Below are 19839 nucleotides of genomic sequence, written 5' to 3'. Positions count from 1 at the left end.
GGATGCGCCGACAGGTTGGCGACGGTTATCTGTCTTTATTGAACCTCATCGCCTGAAGATCATCCTGCATCTGCCAGAAACGTTTATCCTGTTCGTCGTGGGCTTGCTTGGCGGCGTCCGCCACTAACTCCTTGGCGGCTGCTTGTTTACCAAAGGCACGCTGGAGCGCGGACTTCATATACTCTTTCTGGGCAAGGATTTGCGCCAGTTCGATATTCAGGCTTTCGCGGGTGTGCCCGACCCATCCCTGCCAGAGGACGTCGGCACCGATTTGACGCACGGCATTGAGGTCATTCGAAGGTAGTTGCAGGTTGTCGCGTCGGAGCGTTTCGAGATCCGCTATCTTGCGCCGGATCTCTGCTTCCTTATGGTTCAACACGGCCATCTTCTGCAGTTCTGCCTGATAGATAGCATCGGTCAGGTTGGCCAGATCCTGGAGAGCGTCGGGCATTATCCAAAGCTCCTCGCCTTGCGGCGCATCATTTCCGCAAACCGGATTGCTGCAGCCACACTCCGGTATTGTGCCGGGTCGATTTCCTGACCGATATCCGTGCTGCCATGGATGGCACGGGCAGTTGGTGGATCTCGGTGAATTGGGACGCCGTTCTCCATGGCGCATTCCCGGATGGCTTGCGCAATGTGATCGACGCCTTTGGCCACGCAAACCGGGGCGGATCCGGGCGCCCTGCTCCACTTCAGTGCGACCGCGTAATGGGTCGGGTTCACGATGACTACGTCAGCATCCGGCACGTCAGCCATCATCTGCTCCGCCGCGATTTGAGCACCACGCTGCCGCCGTTCCTGCTTGAGGTGGGGGTCACCCTCGTGCTGCTTGTGCTCGTCCCGTATCTCCTTGTGGGACATCCGGTTCTTGCGAATATGGTCGTGGTGTTGCCAGAGGTAGTCGACTGCACCGACACCCGCGGCAATGAGAACCACCACAAACATGAAGTCGATGATGACGCGGGTCATCAACGCACCGACGATCTTGGGGTCGCCATGAATCGCTCCTGCCATGTCGGACATGCGATAGGTGAGGAAAACACCGAGGAGGACGGAATAGAACAACAGCTTGGCAAAGCTTTTGGCGAACTCGAAAAGGCCGGACAGACCGTATTTGTTTTTCGCATTCTCGATCGGGTTGATGCGGGACGCTTTGAGCGCGAGTTTGCTTGGCGCAAAGACGAAACCACGCTGAGCGATCACGGCGAGGATCGACGTCACCGCGGGGATGAGGAACCAGCCGAGCGTGGCGAGCGCGATTGCCCCGAGCAATCCACCAACAGCAGTTGTCGCCTGACCGTCGAAAATCAGATCGGCCAGATCCGACGATTGATCGATCAGCACCATCATGGACGTGCTGATTTTCTGGACTGACGTCCCCCCGATTGCGATGGCTGCCAGCAAAAACCCACCATAGGCCGCCGCTGTCGTCAGATCGGCAGAGCGTGCGATGTCGCCCTTCTTGCGCGCTTCGCTCAGCTTGTGCGGTGTTGGGTCGTGGGTTTTTTCCGTATCGTCACTCTGGTCAGCCATCAAAACCCTCCGAAGGGATTTATGACGAAAGCCTCAATGGCCTGGACCCAGATCGTCAACATCGTTGGCGCCATGAGGAACAGCAATCCGAGACCGGCTGCGGTGATGACCGGGGCACCGACGAAAACCACCATCAGTTGCGGCATTGCCCGGTTAATGATGCCCAATGTCAGGTTGTAGAGGACCGAGACGATCACGAACGGCGCCGCCAGCGTGAAGGCAAGTGCAAAGGAGGCGGCGACCTGCCGGATCCCCCAGGCGGTTATCGCGCCGGTGTCCGGCAGTTGTGCGACGGGAAAGAGGTTGTAGGTCAGGACCACCATTTCGGCCACCCGCACATGCAGGCCCAGCATCATGGCCAAGGCCAGGCCGCCCACCACGAGAAGATGGCCGATTGCTGGCAGGGGGGTCACGCCTGCGCTGCCCAGGATTTGCGCCAGTGATGTTGCCTGCGCGGCGATTGATCCGGCGGTCTGCAGCGCCAGGAGAAATAACCTGATCCCGATGCCGATCATGAGCCCGATGGCCGTTTCACTGAGAACCAGCCAGGCGAAAGGTGGCGGTTGCCTGACTGTTTCTGAGACCAACGGGGCCACTGCCGGGGAGACGACCAGGGTGAACATCAGCGCGACCATGAGTTTGATCCGCGCCGGAACGGAGCGTTCGCCAAAACCGGGAAACAGAGACATGACCGGCCCGACGCGAAGAAACACGATGAAGTTGAGCCACAAGATATCCTGGGAGAGCTGCAGGATATCGGCGAGTGCAGTCATGCCGCGGCCACCCCGACAAGCGACGGCTTGGTATCGAGACCGATTTCTTCAAAGGACAACACGGGGTTCGATATGTCGCGCGCGGACAAGACAGTGCGGAGGAAACGCCGCCTGAGCGTGGAGGTCACGATTGCCGGGAAAATGCCCTGCTCGCCCGCGAGCGATACCTGTTCTGATACCGATGCCGTCAGGGTGTTGAAGATTTCCGGCGGGAGTGCCACGTCCATCCGGCCACGGTCATTGTCAATCTGGTAGGTTGTGAACGTGTCTTCCCATTCTGGAGCGAGTTGGATCAACGGCAGGCTGCCGTCTGGCCGCTGCAGATTGGCGACAAGCTGGAACCCAAGGCGTTGACGCACATGTTCGCAAATTGCCTCGGTCTGGGTATGCAACTGCCGCGCCTCGGCCGTTGCTTCGAGAATGAGGGGCAGATTTCTAACCGATACCTGTTCGGCCAGCAGAAGGCGCAGTACAGAATGCAGCAGGTCCGATGGAACGCGGTCCGGGATCATCTCATCGAGGAGCTTGCGGTTCGCTTCTGATCGTGCCTGATCCGTCAGGTTGACCATTTCATCCAACAGGCGGCGCATCGCTTTCATGGTCAACAACCGACTCAGGTTCTTCTTGATCACTTCAAGCAGATGGGTGGCAAGAATTTCCGTGGGTGCTACCAATGTTGTACCGTTCAATGCGGCGTCCTCGCGCGCTTCCTCCGGAATCCATCGCGCCGGTGCACCATAGACCGGTTCCGTCACGTTCTCACCTGAAGGGAGAGCTTCATTGCTGTCAGGGTCGAGCGCCAGGATCTGGTCCGTACGCAGCACCGCTTTGGCCTGCTCAACCCCCTGAATGCGGATCATGTAGGTGCCGGAAGGCAGGCCCGGATCGTCGGTCAGGCGGATTTCCGGAAGGATCAACCCATAGAAAGTCGCCACATGGGTGCGCATGTTGGAGATGCGCGCGTCGAGCCCGACACCCGGGTCGAGGACCATGTTGACCAGGTCAGGGGCAAATTCCACATGGATGTCGTCAAGCTCCAGGATATCGCCCAGTGATTTATCGGTGGCAACTTCGAGAGGTTGGTCAGGTGTCTCCTCGGCCATGGCAAGCCGCTTCTGCGCCCGGAACATCACCAATGAGGTGACGCCGAGGGCGATGCCTCCGATCATGAAGGGGACAAATGGCAAGCCCGGCACCAAGGCGAAGAGGATCATCAAGACCGCGACGGTTGCCAAAGCTGACGGATGGCGCGTCAATTGGCTCATCAATGCTTTGTCTGTCGCGCCCTGGGCACCGCCGCGCGCCAACAAGAGCGCCGATGCAATCGAAATCACCACGGCGGGGATTTGGGTAACCAACCCATCCCCGACGGTCAGGATTGTGTATGTTTCAAAGGCGGTTCCGATCGGCATGTCATGCACGACCAGTCCCATGATGAGGCCCATGACGAGGTTCAGCAACGTGATGAGCAGGCCGGCGATTGCGTCGCCTTTGACGAATTTCGAGGCGCCGTCCAGCGAGCCGAAAAATGTCGTTTCCTGTTGCTCTCGTTCCCGTCGTTCCTTCGCCTCCTGATGGTCGATTGCGCCTGCCGACATGTCACTGTCGATGGCGAGCTGCTTGCCGGGCATGCCATCCAGTGCAAAGCGTGCGCCCACCTCCGCCATGCGGGCGGCGCCTTTGGTAATGACCATGAAATTGACGATCATAAGGACGCCGAAGACGACAAGGCCAAGGAAAACGCTTCCGCCCATGACGAAGTTGGCGAATCCTTGGATGACATCGCCTGCCGCATCTGTGCCGGTATGCCCTTCGCCGATGATGAGCTTGGTCGATGACACGTTCAACGACAGGCGCAGCATCAGTGACGCAAGCAGGATCGTTGGAAACGCCGAGAAATCGAGCGGTTTCTCGATGAAAAGCGTGACTGTGAAGATAAGGATGGCCAGCGCAAAGGAGGCGGCCAGTCCCACATCAAGCACCCATGCCGGAACCGGGAGGATCATCATGACGATGATTGCCATCAAGGCCAGGGCGAGCAACACGGTCGGTTGAAACAGGTCGCTGATCGTGAGGTTTTTCATGCGTCAGGACTCCCCGGAGATGCCCGGTATTGTGAACAAGGCACGTGAGTGGTTGTTGACCAGCGGGACAAGCGATCCGTTCCGCGCAGGGGTGTCCGCATGAACCAGCAACGGAAAGGTATTTTCGCGGCTCGGTTGTGTCGTCGCATTTTGTCGGTTTGAATTCCTGCCGGGCGCAATGCCGTCTTCCGATCCGTAACTTGCATGGATCCGGTCAAATCGGGCGCGGTACTTTTGCGAAAATTCTTGCGTCCGGGAGTGATATGCTCCCGCCGCAATCGACCAGTCTCCGCTCTCTCGATAGAGCCGCAACAGAAAGGCCGCAGCGTAGCGTGCGTTCTCAAGCGGGTCGAACATCTGATCGATGCTTCGAAAAGAAGCGCCGTGCCATTTGTAATTGATCTGAAAACAACCAACATCAAAGCTCCGGGCACCGCGTTCAAATTCGCGCAGGGCGTAAGCCTGTGCATCGCGTCTGGATTTGAACCAATGTCCTTTCCCCTCCATGTTCACGGTCCAGGGCCAGGGGGTCAGCCGACCATCGCGATACTGTCCGGTCTCTGTGCGTGTGATGGACCAAAGTACGGAAACCGGTACGCCGAATTCCTTGGCCGCGCGGTGAGCCGCCGTGTCGCAGATATCGGTCGTAGATGCGTATGCCGCGGTGACACAGGAAAGCGAAATCGCGACTGCGACACACCTAAACATCAACGAATGACAGTACTTTCCGCCAAGTTGCCAAACCGGACATCGCAGTAGGTTCCAATTCAGCGGCAGCCAAAAAAGAAGAAATAGTTTTTCGCGCAAGTTCATTCGCTCTCCGGTCGGCACATTCTGTTGCCTATGGGGCGATTCTATTTTGGCATCCTTTAGATTTGGTAACCTTCTGCAGGCCGGGCCAAATCCTATTCGGCTTCCGGCGAAGGATTGAACACCAGCACGTCTTCAATGGTTTCCCGCGCTGCGGAACTCTGCTGTATGAGGCCCCGGTTCATTGAAAGGACACGATCTGAACTGCCGTCTTGTCCTTCGTTTTCCGTCTCCTGCGCATTGCTCTCATTCAACAATGCCAATGCTGCGCCGCTTGATAGCGCGCTCTCTTCGGCCTGAAGCAGCCGAGTCCAATCCTCGGCCAGCCAGGCTTGACGCATCGAGTTCTCCCGATCTCCCAATTCAGCATAGGTGTCAGCCGCGGCGAGGTGATCGCCCGCTATCCCACGCGCTTTTGCCCGCAGGAGTTCCGCATCATCTCCTTCAACATCCAGAAGGTCCGCCTCCGCCTGTTTCGGTCGCCCTTCCATGAGTGATATCTTGGCCCGCAAGATTTTACGCTCGCGCTCCAGTCGTCCACGTGTTTCCTGTTCGATAAAAGGACGTGCCGCATCGGCAAAGCCAAGATCGACAAGCCGTGTTGCCGCGGCGTTGGAGGCCGTCGCATTCAAACGGCTTCGCTCTTCATTTGAACTGACAAAAACATGCCGTAGGAATGTGATCTCATCCGCAGATTGCGTTAGTTGATTGAGCACATCGGAATCCACTTCTTGCAAAAGCTCAGGTGGCAGAGAAGAAGCCAGCCGCAGACGCTCCTCATAGGATTGATCGAAGGCACCGGACGCCGCCAAACCTATCAGGTATACCCGGGCCAGATCGCGCTCAAGCTCTCCCCCCCGGTTTTGCTGCAGATAAGCACCCGCCAGAATTGCGTGGTCGTAAGACACCGCATTTTCTGATTTGAGCGAGGTGTCAATCAGCTCGATCAGAGCCTTGGCGGAGATTTCAGTGTTTGTTTCGACAACAGCCTCCAGACCTTCGACGGCTTTAGCGTTTTCGCCATCGGCAAGGTCGATTTCTGCTTCAACTAGGTCAGCCTCGGCGGTCACTGTTTCTTCTAGGCGGTTCAGGATGCGAATGACGTTTTCGGCTGTTTGTGGATCTCCCGCATCCAGAAAGCGTCGCGACAGCGACGGCCCCAAGTGACTGCGGAGTTGCCGGGGGAGTGCATCAAATGCCCGAAGTGCGGCATCCTTGTTTATCTGGGTGTCTTGGGGAAGTGTTTCATAGGACAGGATGGCCCAAAGTGCTGCGGGTCCATCGCAGTGCAGCTGGTTTGCCAGTGCCAGATTTGATGCATGCCCGTCTTCCATGATGGCCGACAGTGCAAGATAGATGTCGCGGTTATCGGATAGGTCTTCGACCAATGACAACGTGTGACGCGCTTCGGCTCCAAAGCCAAAATAAAGATAAAGTCGGGTGAGGTCTGCAACAGCGTCCAGATTTACCTGATCGAATTCACCAATCAGATCCTTGCGAAGCGGCCCTACCTGCTGCGCGAACGGTGAATCGCTACCCCAGGAGCCGACATCAAGTACTGCACCATCGACGCATACGTTTGCGGAATGACCGCGCATACCTTCTTCGAGGACCGCCAGGAAGTCCCGGTCGATACTACTCTGCGCCCGTAGGTTAATATGCCCGGCGGTCGTTGACGACACTGGTTCCGTAACTTCCTCGGGGACAGTTTCGGCCACTTGTGCAGTTGTTGGAGGCGTGATCTGCGACCTCGGAGAGATCAGACCTTGTGTGGCGGCGCGGCTCAGTTGTTTGACCAGGTGTTCACGAACCTCGCTGGCGAGAGGCTCAGCAGGGTCTGTTTCCTCCAAAACAGAAGGTTGCTCGGCATTGGCGGCCTCTTCTTGAACATCACTCTCCGGTTTCAGCTGTCTTTTGGCGAGAGACGCAGCAAGGGAAAGAGAACCTTGCCGTATTGTGAGACGTTGGTTCGGTTGTCGCTCTTCTTCGGTTGCAGCAGAGGCGACCGGCATATCATCCTGCGAAGCTGGTGGCGCCCTGTCTGCGATTGAAGGAAAGACCGTATCGGTGTCTCTTACATCGAGCACGAGAAGTGATTTCCCGTGCCAGAACGTGGAGACACTACAATTACATCCAAGGCTGACGCGCAGTTTCGCGGCCTCTTCTTCACCGATGACATCCCTGACCCGGTCTCGTGAAATCCGGTCAAAAACGCGCGAAGTTTCAAACGTGAATTCTTGGCCGGGAAGGGTAATGACCGCTTCTTCGCGCCAGTTCTCAACCTTCACCTCAACACGCTCGGGCAGGTCGATTATCAGGCGTACAAAACCGTCATGTTGCCCCGACCGAACATCAATGGCTTGCGCGTTGGCCGCCAGTGCAAAGCTCGCAGAACATAACACCGCCATTAAGAGGCGCATCAGGCCGCTCCCTGTTTGACGCTCTTCAACGCTTCTTCCAACTCGTTGAAAGAGGGGCGGCAATGCGACGGTGTGTTCTGACGACCGACTTCAATGCAGATGTTGGTGGCGTGGTTATGCAAGTTTGCGACCAGGACCTCCCGGATCAGCTGATAGAAATGACCGTCTTCTTCGACCACGTTCTTGACCTTCCCGGCAAAGGGACCAACCAAGCCATAGGACAAGAAGACCCCGAGAAACGTGCCGACCAAAGCACCGCCAATCATTTTGCCCAGAATCTCGGGCGGCTGATCAATCGATGCCATTGTCTTGATGACGCCAAGGACCGCCGCGACGATGCCAAGCGCGGGCAGGCCGTCCGCCATGGTTTGCAGGGCATGACTGGAATGCAGGGCATGATGCATATTCGCGTCCATGCGCTTTTCCAGAACCTCTTCGACCTGGTGCGGATCATCGTAGTTCATCGAGGCCGACCGCAATGTATCGCTAATCAAAGAGACAGCCTCGCCGTCGGCGAGAATACGGGGATACTTGGTGAAGATCGACGAACTTTCGGGCTCTTCGACATGTTCTTCGATCGCAACCGGGTTCTGGCGGGCCAGCCGAATGAGTTCGAACAGGAGGCAAAGAAGATCGCGATAGTCGTCGTGTTTCCACTTGGGGCCTTTGAAAACCTTGCCGATATCCTTAAGCGTATGCTTGACGGCCGGCATGTCGTTACTGATCAGAAACGCCCCTATGGCGGCACCGCCGATCATCATCAGCTCGAACGGCAAGGCTTTCAGGATAATGCCCAGTTTGCCGCCGGCCGCGAGGTATCCGCCGAAAACCATCACGAAAATAAACAGGATACCGAAAATGCCGATCATCTGAGTCTCCAGCCCAAAGTGTTGTGCATAACCTGCCATTGCAGTGTTAAAAAACCTTGAGTTTTTGGGATTATTCCGTCGGTACGTTTGCGTTTCGACCTGCCAGGACCACGCTGAACGTATGCGCCGCCTCGGGGCTGAGACCTGCCATGACGGCAGCAGCGGCTTCGGGACGCATCCGGCCCAGAAAACCTGCGGCAAAATTCGGGTCCATCTCTTCGAAGAGTGCGGCGGCCTGCTTGGGCTTCATGTTTTCATAGACCCGGGTCAACCGATCCAGATCGCTTTCCGCGGCGGTGTCCGCTAGGGCAATCGTTTCGCGCAATGCTTCTTCGGCGGCGGTCAGTTCTGTTAGTTTACGTTCGATCTCGCGGTTGGCAAACTTCAAAGCCTGCATTCTGTCCTGGATGGCTGCTTCCTGCTGGGCAATTTTCGCCTCACGCTCGCGAAAGGCATTCAACATTGCCTGCAGCTCTTCCGGTGTTTCGGACTGGCCCTGCTGGACGGTTTCTTGGGGTTGCATCACCTCGGGTTCGTTGGCGACCTTGGCGAACGCTTGCCCGGCATCATCACCGATGCGGATCAACGCAGAGCCAATAAGCAGTGCGGAAATGGCCACCAGCGCACCTCTGCCAGGCGCTCTGCGCCGGCGTTGTTTTTTGCCGCCTTGTTTGGTCATGATCGGCTCCTAGGCTGCATCACTATGGCGTTTGAAAACCGGGCCGGTGGGCGATGGTTCTTCGGGTGCTGCCTGAGCCGCCGGTTGCGGCGTCGGTGCAGGATTGGCCGGGGCCGGTTGGCTTTCCGGCAGATCATGCATGGAGGCGACCAGAAGCTCGAGGCGCTTGGCCACACCTTCGGCACGATCCGTCAACTCGCCAAGCGAATCGGTCGAGGAACTGGCGGTTGTCTGTGCCGCCACAAGTGTTTTCGTGAGGTCATCCACCTGGGCTGACAACACTGCAACAGCCCCCCCGACGCCGTTTTCGAGGTCATTGAAACGGCTCAGCCGCCGCGCCAGAATATAGCAATAAAATCCGGCACCTAGTGCGCCGGCGACAAGAAGAATGTCCGCAATCATATCCATGGTGATTCCTCAGTTCAGTACAAATTCCATGATCAGCAGATCGTTGACCCGGCTGTTGCCGGTAACGATCTGGATCCGCCGCAACATCTGGGCCCGCAGTCGAACCAGGATGGAGCTGCTTTCAAGATCAGCGGGTTCGAGCGCGCGAAGATACCCATTCAGGACATCGACAACCCGGGGCATCAGTTTTTCGACCTCTTCCTTATGGGCGCTGCCAACCTCCAGCTGGGCGCGAAATCGCAAATGGCTGCCGCCGCTGCCCTGACCCAAGGACACGACAATCGGGTCGATTGGAACGAAGGCCACATCCGGCATGTTCGGGACCATGATCGGCTCGTCATGGGCCTCAGTTTCTGCATGCGATTCGCTTGGGAAAAGCATGCCGGATTGCACCGCGAAAAAACCCCCGCCACCGCCCGCAATCGCCAGCACAAGCCCCAGAATCAAAGGCATCTTCGATTTTTTCTTGGGCGTTTCTTCCGCGCTTTCCTCTGGATCAGCCATGATGCGTCCCTGCAAGTTTCGATATCGGCAATATAGACCGGCAGGAACTAACCGATTGTTAAGCCTGATCAGCGAAAGATGAGCACACCGTTCGGCAGAAGGCCGTGGATCAGGAGGCAAAGAAATTGCAGCAGATCGTGAATATCTGGTCAGCTATGGACACACAGCGGCGCGTGATTGTCGTGCTTGCGACAGTGGCCGTGTTCGCAGCCGTGTTGTCATTGACGCGGATGGCCTCCGCGCCCAGTTTGACGTTGCTTTACTCCGGTCTCGAAAATGGCGCTGCCGGGGAGGTGGTCAGTGCGCTTGAACAGCGCGGCGTCGCCTATGATGTCCGGGGCGGATCGATCTTTGTCGAGGCCGCTCGGCGCGACGAATTGCGGATGACCCTGGCCAGCGAGGGCCTGCCGACGAATTCCAGCAAAGGCTATGAACTGCTGGACAACCTGTCCGGGTTTGGCACTACGTCTCAGATGTTCGATGCCGCCTATTGGCGCGCAAAAGAAGGCGAATTGGCGCGTACCATCGTCGCGCATCCCGCGGTGACGTCCGCCCGTGTCCATATTGCCAATATCGGCTCGAACCCCTTTCAAAGAGATATGCAACCATCCGCCTCGGTGTCGGTCACGACAACCGGTGGAGGCATGTCCGCCAAACACGCCCGGGCCTTGAAATTCCTCGTGGCCGCGGCGGTGACGGGCCTGACACCCGAAGCGGTGTCGGTCATCGACGGCTCCGGCGGCTTGATCGGCGCGGCAGAAGAAGCACCGGAAAACACATCAGAAGACCGCGCCGATTCGATGCGCCAACGTGTACAGCGACTATTGGAAGCGCGCGTTGGCCCGGGAAATGCAGTCGTGGAGGTTAGCGTCGACACGGTCACGCAGACCGAATCAATTCGCCAAAGAGAAATTGATCCGGAAAGCCGGGTCGCGATCAGCACCGATACAGAAGAGCGGTCAAACTCCGCGTCGGATCAGGGCGGTGGCGATGTGACCGTGGCTTCCAACCTGCCGGACGGGGACGCGGCGAACGGTGATAGCTCATCAAGCCAGACCAGTGAAACAAGGGAGCGTGTGAACTACGAGGTTTCCGCAACGGAGCGGGAAATCACCAACATCCCCGGAGCGATCAAACGGGTGACGGTGGCCGTGCTGGTGAATGGAACAACCGCGGTGGATGACGGCGGCACACCGGTTTTCGAGCCGCGCTCGGAAGAAGAGTTGGCCGCGCTTCGGGAACTTGTCGCTTCTGCAGTGGGATTTGATGAAAGCCGTGGCGATGTCATCACGCTCAAGACCATGCAGTTCGAGGCCATTGCGCCGGCGGGTACCCTTGCGGAGCCCTCGATGTTTGCCAGCCTCGGCCTGGACCTGATGTCCATCATTCAGGCCGCTGTCCTTGGGCTCGTCGCCATCGTTTTGGGCTTGTTTGTTGTTCGTCCGCTGCTGAGCAATCCGCCGACGCCTGTGGCGCAGCTCGATGCGCCGGGTGCGGCATTGCCTGAGCAGTCATCAACAAGCGCCTCTGATGAAGTTCAGGCAATCACCGGAGAGATCGCCGAAGACAATTTCGACGGCGCGGATATTCCGGTGATTTCGAGCGGTGATACGACCGCCGCGGATGATGCCCAAGGGCTGCCCGCGCTTGGTTCGAACCCGCCGGTGGACCCCGTCGAACGTCTTCGGGGCCTGATTGGCGAGCGTCAGGAAGAAACCGTCGAGATCTTGCGCAGCTGGCTTGAGGGCGAAGAGGAGAATGTATGATGTCGATCGGGCACCTTCTCGAAGACTACAGCGATTTCAAATCCGGAGCGCCGGTGACTCTCACGGATGTTTCTCTGGAAGAACGGCGTCTGGCGGCTTTCGAAAGTGGATATCAAGCGGGTTGGGATGATTGTCTGAAAGCGCAGTCGGAGAATTCACTGCGGGTGTCGTCCGATCTCGCACAAAATCTCCACGAGCTGTCGTTCACGTATCAAGAGGCCTATGCGTCGATCCTCAAGTCGCTTCAGCCGCTTTTGCGGGGGATGGTCGATGCCGTGCTGCCCCATGCGGCGCAGGCGACGCTGGGTTCCAGAATTTCGGAGATGCTGCACGAGCTTGCGAAGGAACACGGTCAACAACCTGTTCAGATCGTGACCGCGCCCTCGAACATGACCGCAATAGAAGAACTGCTCACCGACGACCTGCCAATCCCGGTGACGGTAAACAGCGAAACGTCGCTCGGAGACGGCCAGGTTCTGATCCGTATCGCCGGTACCGAACGCGAGGTGGATTTGTCAGCAGTTCTGGCGGAAATCGACCGTTCAGTAACTGGCTTTTTCGAAGAAAATCAAAAGGATATTGCATGATGGATGATGCATCTACTCAGTCCCGGCCTTCTGCAGATTTGGCAAATCCATTTTCGGCGGTTCCGATTGAGATCACGATTTCCGTCGGCAAGGCGCGACCCCTGATCCGCGACCTGCTGAAGCTGGGCAAGGATGCAGTCTTGCCGTTGGATAAGCGGGTTGATGACGCGGTTGAGCTCTATGTCGGGGAGCGTTTGATTGCGCGGGGAGAGTTGGAAGAACTCGACGGGGATCAGAAAGGTCAATTGGCCGTTCGCCTGACAGAAGTTGCCGATTTGCAAGACGGGCTGGGATGATACGCACCCTATCCGTACTGACGGTACTTGTTGCGCTCTGCTTGATCCTTTCCGTGGATACCGCATACGCGCAGCAAGTGTCGATTTCTTTCGGCGACGATGGATCACTTTCGGCGCGCACCCTGCAACTTATTGCACTCATCACCGTCTTGAGCCTGGCGCCTGGCCTGGCGATCATGATCACGTGCTTCCCCTTTATCGTCACCGTGCTGTCGATCCTGCGTCAGGGCATTGGCTTGCAGCAATCTCCGCCCAACATGCTGATCGTCAGCCTTGCTTTGTTCCTCACCTATTTCGTGATGGAGCCCGTGTTCACGGCGGCGTGGGTCGAAGGTATTTCGCCCCTGCTGAACGAAACGATTCCGGTCGAAACGGCAATAGAGCGGGCGCTCGATCCGTTTCGCACATTCATGGCAGCGCGGGTCGACCCTGAGACCTTCTCGTCGATGGCAGCGTTGCGACCGGACGCCGCTGACATCCAATCAGGTCCTGATGCGCCGCTATCGGTACTCGTGCCCAGTTTTCTTTTGTCCGAGATCTCAAGGGCATTTCAGATAGGGTTCCTGGTCTTTTTGCCCTTCCTGATAATTGACCTTGTCGTTGCTGCGGTCCTCATGTCCATGGGCATGATGATGGTTCCACCAGCGATCGTTTCCCTGCCATTCAAACTGGCGTTCTTTGTTATTGCTGACGGCTGGACGTTGATTGCCGACAGTTTGGTGCGCGGTTACTTCTGAAACCCACCCCACGGCGGCAGCGATCCTGCACAGTTGAAGGCTGTCTAGAAGATGATATCTGCAGGATCAGTAAACGATCAAGCGACTACAACTCTGAGGGTTCATTTCGACAACAACCCGAGAGAGTCGAAGCTTGCTCGAAGATGTGACGCAGCCCTGCAAGCCTCCATCGCGAAATGACATTCCGCTACTCAGTCAAAACGGGGAACAGGCAGGTTCAGATGCGGTTGGAGAAATTTGACTTGGTCGTTGCTCTTCCCAAGGAGCGTCGAATGAGTCCAGCAGACAGATTGAAGGATCGAATTCGACGAACCATCAACCAGGATACCATTGACCAGATTAAGATGTGCAATCCCATTTAACCGTTACAAAGCAGCGAACTTCTGCTCCTTAAACATCGACCTAAAGTAAAGTCGGCAACACTCTCCTACGCGACCAATTAGCGTACAACGAACTCCGCGTGGAGCGCCCCCGCCGCCTTGATGCTTTTCAGTATATCAATCATATCCCTAGGCGACACGCCGAGAGCATTCAGGCCCGCTATCACTTCCGAGAGTGACGTTCCTGGTGGCACTTCGGCAAGGCCTGTGCCAGGTTCTTCTTCGATTGTGGCATCCGTTCTTGGCACGACAATGGTTTCCCCTTCTGCAAACGGGTTCGGTTGAACCACGATGGGTCTTTCCTCGACCCGAAGGGTCAAATTGCCCTGCGATACGGCAACACGCGAGATGCGTACGTCTTCGCCCATCACGATTGTTCCGGAACGTTGGTCCACCACAACGCGGGCCTTCCGCTCTGGCTCCACCAGGATGTTTTCGATCTGGCCAAGCGCGTGGGCTGGCGAGCGGGCCTGGGTCCGATCAACGTCCAGTCGCACAGTCCCGGAATCGAGCATGACAGCAACAGATCGCCCGAACGAGGCGTTTATCGCCGCTTCGATGCGGGCGGCAGTAGTGAAATCCGGCTCCCTGAGTGCAAGGCGCATGGTGTCCAAGGAGGCGAATTCGAAGTCAATCTCACGTTCGACCCGCGCGCCCGCTGGAATGACACCCGACGTCGGAACGCCTTGCACAACCCCGCCGGCATCGCCCTCGGCCGAAACACCACCGGCGACGATCGTACCTTGGGCAACGGCATAGATCTGGCCGTCGGCCGCGTTGAGCGGTGTCATGACCAATGTACCTCCCAAAAGGCTCTTGGCATCACCGATGGCGGACACTGTAACGTCGATCTGCCCGCCAGCCCGTGAAAAGGGAGGCAGGCTTGCCGTGACAAAAACAGCCGCCACGTTCTTCGGGCGAAACTGCTCGCCGGTAATGTTGACACCTAGCCGTTCGAGAATGTTCGACATGATTTCTTCTGTGAACGGCGCATTTCGAATTCCGTCACCGGTGCCGTTGAGCCCAACCACCAGGCCGTAGCCAACGAGGTCATTACCCCGAACACCGTCGAACTCGACCAGATCCTTGATACGGATCGGCCCTGCGGTTGCGGGCATCGCCAGGATAAAAATGGCAAGAGCTTGAATCAGAAATCGAAAATAGTTTTTCATGAGAGGAAATTCACCAAGCTGAAGCGCGATGCGCGCGCAGTTATCGTGTAGAGCGTTTCCAGCTGTATCTGGACTTGCTCCAATTCTGTGGCCGTCTGGAATTTGTCGATCGATAGGAGATTTGTCCTGGCCATCTCCAGGCTGCTTGTCTCAGAAGATATTCTCGCGGCTGCCTGCTCAATTCTTGATTCAGCAAAGCCCAGGCTGGACCGGATGCCTACCAACTCATCTTGCGATGTCAGCAACCTGATGCCCGACTGTTTGGCCAGTTCGACCCTATCGCCGGAGTTGAGCGGCAATGTCGCGTCATCTGCCAGTGCGGCCATAACGGTGTTCTTCAGGACGTTGCGGACAGCCGTATCATCAGCGCGCAGTTCGAGTTTTACAGATTCCCCTTCGCCAAGTTGATAAGGCGATAGGAATGCTGTTCCACCTTGGTAGATCAAGGTCTCGAAGCCCCCTCCCGGGGTGTCGAAGAACGTGTCCAAATCTGCAATAACATCTGATGCGGTCAGCGCCCCTGCTAGCGCAAGCCGTACTTCGTTCAGTAGTGTATCTGCAGAGGCCAATGGGGCAGTTTCGATCTCGGTGCCGCTAAAGAGTGCGCGACCGCCCACGCCTGTATTGAACGCCGAAATGACAGTTTCCAGCGTTCCTCGGCCTTGAACTGCAACAGAATCGACGATTGCGGGGCCGGTGGTAACGCCAGCGATGCTGGCTGTCTGGCCGAGATCACCGGCAAGAGACTGCACGGTATCAAGTGCGGCCTGCATTGCCGCTGTGGACGTTGCCGCATCCTTGGCAGAAGCCTGATAACTTTGAAGTACCACCAGATCGTGCTCAATATCGGCAATATGGCCGAAACTGCCGGCGAGCTGTTGAGTCAGATTTGCCGTTCGACCGCTGGCCAGTTCGTCGGTCAGACGCGCCATCTGCTGTTTGAGAAAGACATTCTGTTGGCGCAATTTAAAGGTTTGCGCGAGATCGCCAATGGATTGCAGGTTCATTTCTTAGATCCTCAGAAGGGCTTGCATCATATCGTCGAGCGTCTGGATCATCCGCGCGTTGGCGCTATAGCTTTGCTCGATCAAAAGTAGGCGCTGCATTTCTGCGTCCGTGTCTACGCCGCCCTCGAGTTCCAGCGTCTTTAGCTCACTTTGACGTGCGGCTGCGAAACTGATGTCCTGATCCAGGGAAAGACGGCTTTGACCGATACGCGAGGTGAAACTGGCGGAGTGGCCGGAAAGCGAACGCGCCGTTGCGCCGAGATTGCCGGAGTTAAGGGCACCATTCTGGCTCAATGCCTGGCGCCAATCCTGCAGGAGCGCGCCGTTTCCTGCGGCCCCGGGCGCAACTGCGCCAAGACCATCTCGCAGTTTCCAGAGATCCCCGCCATTGTTGGGATCAACCGCTGCATTGACGGCAATGCGTCCAGCGATGCCAACCTCGTTCAGGGGGTCGAAAACGGCACCACCATCGGTAAAGAGACCAGGATCGCCTGGCGCCCGGGTCGCATCCAAACCTGCGGCCTGGAACCGTTCTGCAAGATCGCGTGCGAGGGCATCAACCTGCGTATTGGCGTCGACACCGAGATCATCACGCACTTCGAATAGGGCCGACAATTTGCCGCCTGAAATCCGACTGTTCGGGCCGGAGGCCGGTGTGTTGATGCCGTTGATTGTCAACCCGGAGACGAGGCCTGCGCCGAGCGTCATGTGCGGTGCGACGACATTGGAGGGTGTGAAATCCAGGGTCGCGGCTTTGCCATCAAGCAAAACTGCCCCGCCCGGCGTAAACAGGGCCACCGCGCCATTGTCACGGGGGACTTGCCGGATCGGGACATATTCCGCCAGTTGGTCAATCGCCTTCTGCCGTTGATCTTGGAGGGCGGCGATCGAGTTGCCACCCTTCGTCTCCGACCTGATCCGTGTATTGAGCGTCTCGATCTGAGCGAGGGTCGTGTTGACGCGGTCAACGGCCAAAGCGATTTCACCGTCGGCATTTGTCCGCCGCGTCTGAATCTCGGCTGAGATCGCGTTCAGCGTGCTGGCCAATTCACCCGCCCGCAACACAGCGGCCTGGAGCAGCTCTGTCGCTTCGGGCTTGTTGCTGGCCAGGACAAGGCTTGCATCGAAGGCGGCAATGCGTGCCGACAGGGAAGATCCTTCGTCCGGTGTGCCGACGATGCGCTCGAGCTGACCGATGAATTCCGCCCGCGTACTGGCGCTTGCGATCTGACTGTCCGACATCCGCCGGTCGCTCAGAATGCCTTGATCGACGGTGCGGGTGATCCCGACGATCGAGACCCCCCCGCGATTTCCGCTTGATTGCGATGCCAGTTCCAAGGCGCGGACGCCGTAGCCGGGCGTCAGCGCGTTGGCCAGGTTGGTTGATGCCACACCGGCCGCACGTGCGCTTGCGTTCAAACCACCTACAGCGTTGGACAGGGCGCTTGAGATACTCATACATGAACCTCTTTTTTACTGGAAGGCGCGGCGGGCAATGGCTTGGCCCGGATCAGCGTTTGATATTCGTTGTTTCCTGCAGCATCTCATCGACGGTCTGGATGACTTTCGCGTTCGATGAATAGGCCCGCTGTGTTTGGATCATGTCGGTCAGCTCGCCGGCAACGTCGGTGGTGGATTCCTCGCGGGCAAAGGAAATGACCTCGCCTGTTGGGCCTTCACCGGCCTGCCACAAGAAAAACGATCCGCTTTCAGGTGACGGCAGGTAGGTTTGTTGATCCATTGCGACCATGCCGTTCGGGTTGGGCACATCGACCAGGGGCACCTGGTAGATGACACGTGTCAGGCCGGTGTCGAACGTGGCTTGGACAAGCCCGTTCCGGTCGACATTCACGCCGATCATGCTCCCCACCGGAGAGCCGTCCTTGGTGGTCGAGAGCGGCGCAAAGCTGTTCCCCAGCTGAGTCATGCCATCCGGCGCGCCGAGTTGGCCGATGGTTATCTCCATCGGTCCCCCATCGACATTGACGATCACGCTGCCGGTCACCGGATCATAGGCACCGCCCGAGACGGTGGCGACACTCAGCAGCGTCCCGCCAGAGGTTCGGGAATCATCGAAAGTAAGGGTATATTCTCCGATAACCGCACCGCCCTGCGCCGAGTCGGTCAGGACCATTGTCCATTCATTCGACGCACCGACCGCAGGGACTGTCGGTGTGAATTCGAGAGAGACACTCTCAGATTTTCCGAGATTGTCGAAGTATTCGACCGAGTAAGGGATCATCGCACCGCTGGCTGTGGATTCCGTTTCTGTTGACGGCAGGTTGATACCAATCGTCATTTCGGTCGTAGGTTCGCCCGTCAACTGGTTCAGGTTAAGCTGGACCGGTTCCAACGCGTCGCTGGTGTCGCGGGGATATGTCGGGATGGTGCCATCCGGATTTGCAGGCCAGCCCATCAGTACGAGGCCCGATTCCGTGACCAGGCGGCCCGAGGAATCAGTACGGAAGGAGCCGGTGCTTGTCAGTTGCATTTGGGGATTGCCGGCATCGACCTGTGTCGCGCGCGCGACAGGCAGCATGCCACGGCCGCGCACCGCCAGATCGGTCGCATTCGAAGTCGAGACCAGTGTACCGTTCTGATCAACCAGCCGCTGGGTGCTGGACCGAACGCCCCCCGCCGAATAGCTGCTGCCCCCGGATGAAATGACCAGAGAATTGAAATCTGCCTCGATCCGTTTGTATCCGAATGTCGATGAATTCGCGATGTTGTCCGAAATCGTCGCGAGTCGCGTCGCATTCGCCCCAAGACCTGCCACACCGGCATTCAACGAAGAAGAAATTGTCATGGATACGCCTTTCTGATGTACCAACTGATATTGAGGTACAGGTGTAAGGCCGTCCGTTTAACAGCGCGCTAACAGATAAAATGCGCTGTATTTCCTTCTATTGATCGGATCTGAGGAAAATGACCTCGAGTCTGTTGTTTCGAATCGCCATCGGGTTGCGCACCGCCGGTTCACGATCGGCATGTCCCGTTACCCGGCGCAGTTGCGGTGCGACAACGCCGGCCTCCTGCAGCATGATGCGAACGCGATTGGCGCGCGAGGTTGACAGGTCCCAGACCGGATTTGTGGCCAAAGTGATCGGTTCGGACCTTGTGTGACCCTCGACAGCGATCTCGTTTTCGACCAGCTTCGCCGCCGATGCCAACAGATCGGCAAGCTCCTGCATCAGGGGGGTAGGATTTTCCGTTCGGGGCGCAAACAACTGTGCATTTTCAAGGTCGAACAGCTCCACGACCAGGCCTTCGTCTGTCACCCTGGTCAGGATATGACGCCCGAGCGCGTCCGATACCGTGCTTTCGCCGGCGCGGGCGGTCAGCATTTCTTCCAATTCCTCAAAGGCCGCGGCATCCGCTTCGCTGGCCTCGGCCCCCTGGTCCGACAGGCCCATTTCGCCGCGCGCCTGGCTCGCTTCGGTCGGGCGCTGGTTCGTCGCACCGGTGCCATTTTGCGGCAGCGTCTCTTCGGAAAAGACGCTTTCGCCGCCGAATTCACCTTCGCCGCCACCGGATACCCGGCTGATCGGAATTGCCGGGCTGAAGTAGTCGGCAATACCCTTGCGTTGTTTCTCAGTTGTCGCGTTCAGCAGCCACATCAACAGGAAAAAAGCCATCATCGCCGTCACGAAGTCAGCATAGGCAACCTTCCAGGCACCCCCATGGTGCCCATCGCCGCCAACGACCTTTTTCTTCTTGATGATGACTGGCGCCACGTTACCTTGCGCGCTCATTCTCACCACCTTTTACTCACCCGAAATCAGCCTTAACAGATCAGGTGTTACGGCAGGCT

At 57.6% G+C, this 19839-nt stretch carries 19 protein-coding genes; 4 read left to right on the top strand and 15 right to left on the bottom strand.

The genetic code is table 11. The features are described 5' to 3' along the window. Window positions 1-25: 25 nt before the first annotated feature. From RBB29_RS08850 to fliL, 10 genes are all read right to left on the bottom strand, one after another. Window positions 26-451: a hypothetical protein gene (locus RBB29_RS08850; protein ID WP_306115837.1), complete on the bottom strand. Its 426-nt coding sequence runs from the start codon at window positions 449-451 to the stop codon at window positions 26-28. Then, a complete protein-coding gene (locus tag RBB29_RS08845) occupies window positions 451-1536 on the bottom strand; it encodes a flagellar biosynthesis protein FlhB (protein ID WP_306115836.1) in 1086 nt (361 codons plus the stop codon). Before RBB29_RS08845 ends, RBB29_RS08850 begins: the two co-directional genes overlap by 1 nt. Then, window positions 1536-2309: a flagellar biosynthetic protein FliR gene (locus RBB29_RS08840; RefSeq protein WP_306115835.1), complete on the bottom strand. Its 774-nt coding sequence runs from the start codon at window positions 2307-2309 to the stop codon at window positions 1536-1538. Before RBB29_RS08840 ends, RBB29_RS08845 begins: the two co-directional genes overlap by 1 nt. Next, the gene (flhA, locus tag RBB29_RS08835) at window positions 2306-4393 is read right to left on the bottom strand and encodes a flagellar biosynthesis protein FlhA (RefSeq protein WP_306115834.1); all 2088 of its coding nucleotides are present in this window, start codon (window positions 4391-4393) and stop codon (window positions 2306-2308) included. Before flhA ends, RBB29_RS08840 begins: the two co-directional genes overlap by 4 nt. Window positions 4394-4396: 3 nt before the next feature. Beyond that, on the bottom strand, window positions 4397-5206 hold the full coding sequence (locus RBB29_RS08830; protein ID WP_306115833.1) for a transglycosylase SLT domain-containing protein: 810 nt from the start codon (window positions 5204-5206) through the stop codon (window positions 4397-4399). A gap of 92 nt (window positions 5207-5298) precedes the next feature. Further along, window positions 5299-7623, bottom strand: a complete 2325-nt coding sequence (locus RBB29_RS08825) for a hypothetical protein (protein WP_306115832.1) — start codon at window positions 7621-7623, stop codon at window positions 5299-5301. Beyond that, complete coding sequence (gene motA, locus RBB29_RS08820) at window positions 7623-8492, bottom strand: flagellar motor stator protein MotA (protein ID WP_306115831.1); 870 nt, start codon at window positions 8490-8492, stop codon at window positions 7623-7625. Before motA ends, RBB29_RS08825 begins: the two co-directional genes overlap by 1 nt. 70 nt (window positions 8493-8562) lie before the next feature. Next, window positions 8563-9171 (bottom strand): MotE family protein, encoded by a 609-nt coding sequence (locus RBB29_RS08815; RefSeq protein ID WP_306115830.1) that lies wholly within the window; start codon window positions 9169-9171, stop codon window positions 8563-8565. 9 nt (window positions 9172-9180) lie between these two features. Next, entirely contained in the window at window positions 9181-9579 is a 399-nt protein-coding gene (locus tag RBB29_RS08810; protein WP_306115829.1) for a hypothetical protein, read from the bottom strand. 9 nt (window positions 9580-9588) lie between these two features. Then, on the bottom strand, window positions 9589-10083 hold the full coding sequence (fliL, locus tag RBB29_RS08805; RefSeq protein ID WP_306115828.1) for a flagellar basal body-associated protein FliL: 495 nt from the start codon (window positions 10081-10083) through the stop codon (window positions 9589-9591). A 125-nt stretch (window positions 10084-10208) separates the two neighbouring features. On the opposite strand from fliL, the gene fliF reads away from it, so the two are divergent. The 4 genes from fliF to fliP are packed head-to-tail and all read left to right on the top strand — an operon-like array spanning window position 10209 to window position 13469. After that, the gene (fliF, locus tag RBB29_RS08800; protein WP_306115897.1) at window positions 10209-11849 is read left to right on the top strand and encodes a flagellar basal-body MS-ring/collar protein FliF; all 1641 of its coding nucleotides are present in this window, start codon (window positions 10209-10211) and stop codon (window positions 11847-11849) included. Further along, window positions 11846-12436, top strand: a complete 591-nt coding sequence (locus tag RBB29_RS08795; RefSeq protein ID WP_306121128.1) for a flagellar biosynthesis protein — start codon at window positions 11846-11848, stop codon at window positions 12434-12436. The genes fliF and RBB29_RS08795 overlap by 4 nt, the downstream gene beginning before the upstream one ends. Beyond that, on the top strand, window positions 12436-12732 hold the full coding sequence (locus RBB29_RS08790; RefSeq protein WP_306115826.1) for a FliM/FliN family flagellar motor C-terminal domain-containing protein: 297 nt from the start codon (window positions 12436-12438) through the stop codon (window positions 12730-12732). The genes RBB29_RS08795 and RBB29_RS08790 overlap by 1 nt, the downstream gene beginning before the upstream one ends. After that, the gene (gene fliP, locus RBB29_RS08785) at window positions 12729-13469 is read left to right on the top strand and encodes a flagellar type III secretion system pore protein FliP (RefSeq protein WP_306115825.1); all 741 of its coding nucleotides are present in this window, start codon (window positions 12729-12731) and stop codon (window positions 13467-13469) included. Before RBB29_RS08790 ends, fliP begins: the two co-directional genes overlap by 4 nt. Window positions 13470-13908: 439 nt before the next feature. On the opposite strand, the gene RBB29_RS08780 is transcribed toward fliP, so the two are convergent. The 5 genes from RBB29_RS08780 to RBB29_RS08760 form a co-directional block, all read right to left on the bottom strand. Beyond that, window positions 13909-15021: a flagellar basal body P-ring protein FlgI gene (locus tag RBB29_RS08780; RefSeq protein WP_371931459.1), complete on the bottom strand. Its 1113-nt coding sequence runs from the start codon at window positions 15019-15021 to the stop codon at window positions 13909-13911. Then, complete coding sequence (locus tag RBB29_RS08775) at window positions 15018-16028, bottom strand: flagellin (RefSeq protein ID WP_306115824.1); 1011 nt, start codon at window positions 16026-16028, stop codon at window positions 15018-15020. Before RBB29_RS08775 ends, RBB29_RS08780 begins: the two co-directional genes overlap by 4 nt. Window positions 16029-16031: 3 nt before the next feature. After that, window positions 16032-17486 (bottom strand): flagellar hook-associated protein FlgK, encoded by a 1455-nt coding sequence (gene flgK, locus RBB29_RS08770; RefSeq protein WP_306115823.1) that lies wholly within the window; start codon window positions 17484-17486, stop codon window positions 16032-16034. 52 nt (window positions 17487-17538) lie between these two features. Continuing rightward, on the bottom strand, window positions 17539-18834 hold the full coding sequence (locus tag RBB29_RS08765; protein ID WP_306115822.1) for a flagellar hook protein FlgE: 1296 nt from the start codon (window positions 18832-18834) through the stop codon (window positions 17539-17541). Window positions 18835-18931: 97 nt separating this feature from the next. Beyond that, window positions 18932-19780, bottom strand: coding sequence for a flagellar motor protein MotB (locus tag RBB29_RS08760; RefSeq protein WP_306115821.1), 849 nt, complete (start codon window positions 19778-19780; stop codon window positions 18932-18934). Window positions 19781-19839 lie beyond the last annotated feature (59 nt).

The sequence above is a fragment of the Roseovarius sp. MMSF_3359 genome (assembly GCF_030733385.1).
GTDB lineage: Bacteria > Pseudomonadota > Alphaproteobacteria > Rhodobacterales > Rhodobacteraceae > Roseovarius.
Note: the sequence above shows the minus strand (reverse complement) of the source record. Positions and strands in the feature narration are given on the sequence as shown.

Excerpts from the sequence above, each read along its gene's own strand:
- RBB29_RS08830 (WP_306115833.1), bottom strand. The coding sequence starts at position 5,206 with ATGAACTTGCGCGAAAAACTATTTCTTCTTTTTTGGCTGCCGCTGAAT.
- RBB29_RS08780 (WP_371931459.1), bottom strand. The coding sequence starts at position 15,021 with ATGAAAAACTATTTTCGATTTCTGATTCAAGCTCTTGCCATTTTTATC.
- fliP (WP_306115825.1), top strand. The coding sequence starts at position 12,729 with ATGATACGCACCCTATCCGTACTGACGGTACTTGTTGCGCTCTGCTTG.
- flhA (WP_306115834.1), bottom strand. The coding sequence starts at position 4,393 with ATGAAAAACCTCACGATCAGCGACCTGTTTCAACCGACCGTGTTGCTC.
- RBB29_RS08795 (WP_306121128.1), top strand. The coding sequence starts at position 11,846 with ATGATGTCGATCGGGCACCTTCTCGAAGACTACAGCGATTTCAAATCC.
- RBB29_RS08815 (WP_306115830.1), bottom strand. The coding sequence starts at position 9,171 with ATGACCAAACAAGGCGGCAAAAAACAACGCCGGCGCAGAGCGCCTGGC.
- RBB29_RS08840 (WP_306115835.1), bottom strand. The coding sequence starts at position 2,309 with ATGACTGCACTCGCCGATATCCTGCAGCTCTCCCAGGATATCTTGTGG.
- RBB29_RS08810 (WP_306115829.1), bottom strand. The coding sequence starts at position 9,579 with ATGGATATGATTGCGGACATTCTTCTTGTCGCCGGCGCACTAGGTGCC.
- RBB29_RS08760 (WP_306115821.1), bottom strand. The coding sequence starts at position 19,780 with ATGAGCGCGCAAGGTAACGTGGCGCCAGTCATCATCAAGAAGAAAAAG.
- RBB29_RS08765 (WP_306115822.1), bottom strand. The coding sequence starts at position 18,834 with ATGACAATTTCTTCTTCGTTGAATGCCGGTGTGGCAGGTCTTGGGGCG.
- RBB29_RS08825 (WP_306115832.1), bottom strand. The coding sequence starts at position 7,623 with ATGCGCCTCTTAATGGCGGTGTTATGTTCTGCGAGCTTTGCACTGGCG.
- motA (WP_306115831.1), bottom strand. The coding sequence starts at position 8,492 with ATGATCGGCATTTTCGGTATCCTGTTTATTTTCGTGATGGTTTTCGGC.
- flgK (WP_306115823.1), bottom strand. The coding sequence starts at position 17,486 with ATGAGTATCTCAAGCGCCCTGTCCAACGCTGTAGGTGGTTTGAACGCA.
- RBB29_RS08850 (WP_306115837.1), bottom strand. The coding sequence starts at position 451 with ATGCCCGACGCTCTCCAGGATCTGGCCAACCTGACCGATGCTATCTAT.
- RBB29_RS08775 (WP_306115824.1), bottom strand. The coding sequence starts at position 16,028 with ATGAACCTGCAATCCATTGGCGATCTCGCGCAAACCTTTAAATTGCGC.
- fliL (WP_306115828.1), bottom strand. The coding sequence starts at position 10,083 with ATGGCTGATCCAGAGGAAAGCGCGGAAGAAACGCCCAAGAAAAAATCG.
- RBB29_RS08790 (WP_306115826.1), top strand. The coding sequence starts at position 12,436 with ATGGATGATGCATCTACTCAGTCCCGGCCTTCTGCAGATTTGGCAAAT.
- RBB29_RS08845 (WP_306115836.1), bottom strand. The coding sequence starts at position 1,536 with ATGGCTGACCAGAGTGACGATACGGAAAAAACCCACGACCCAACACCG.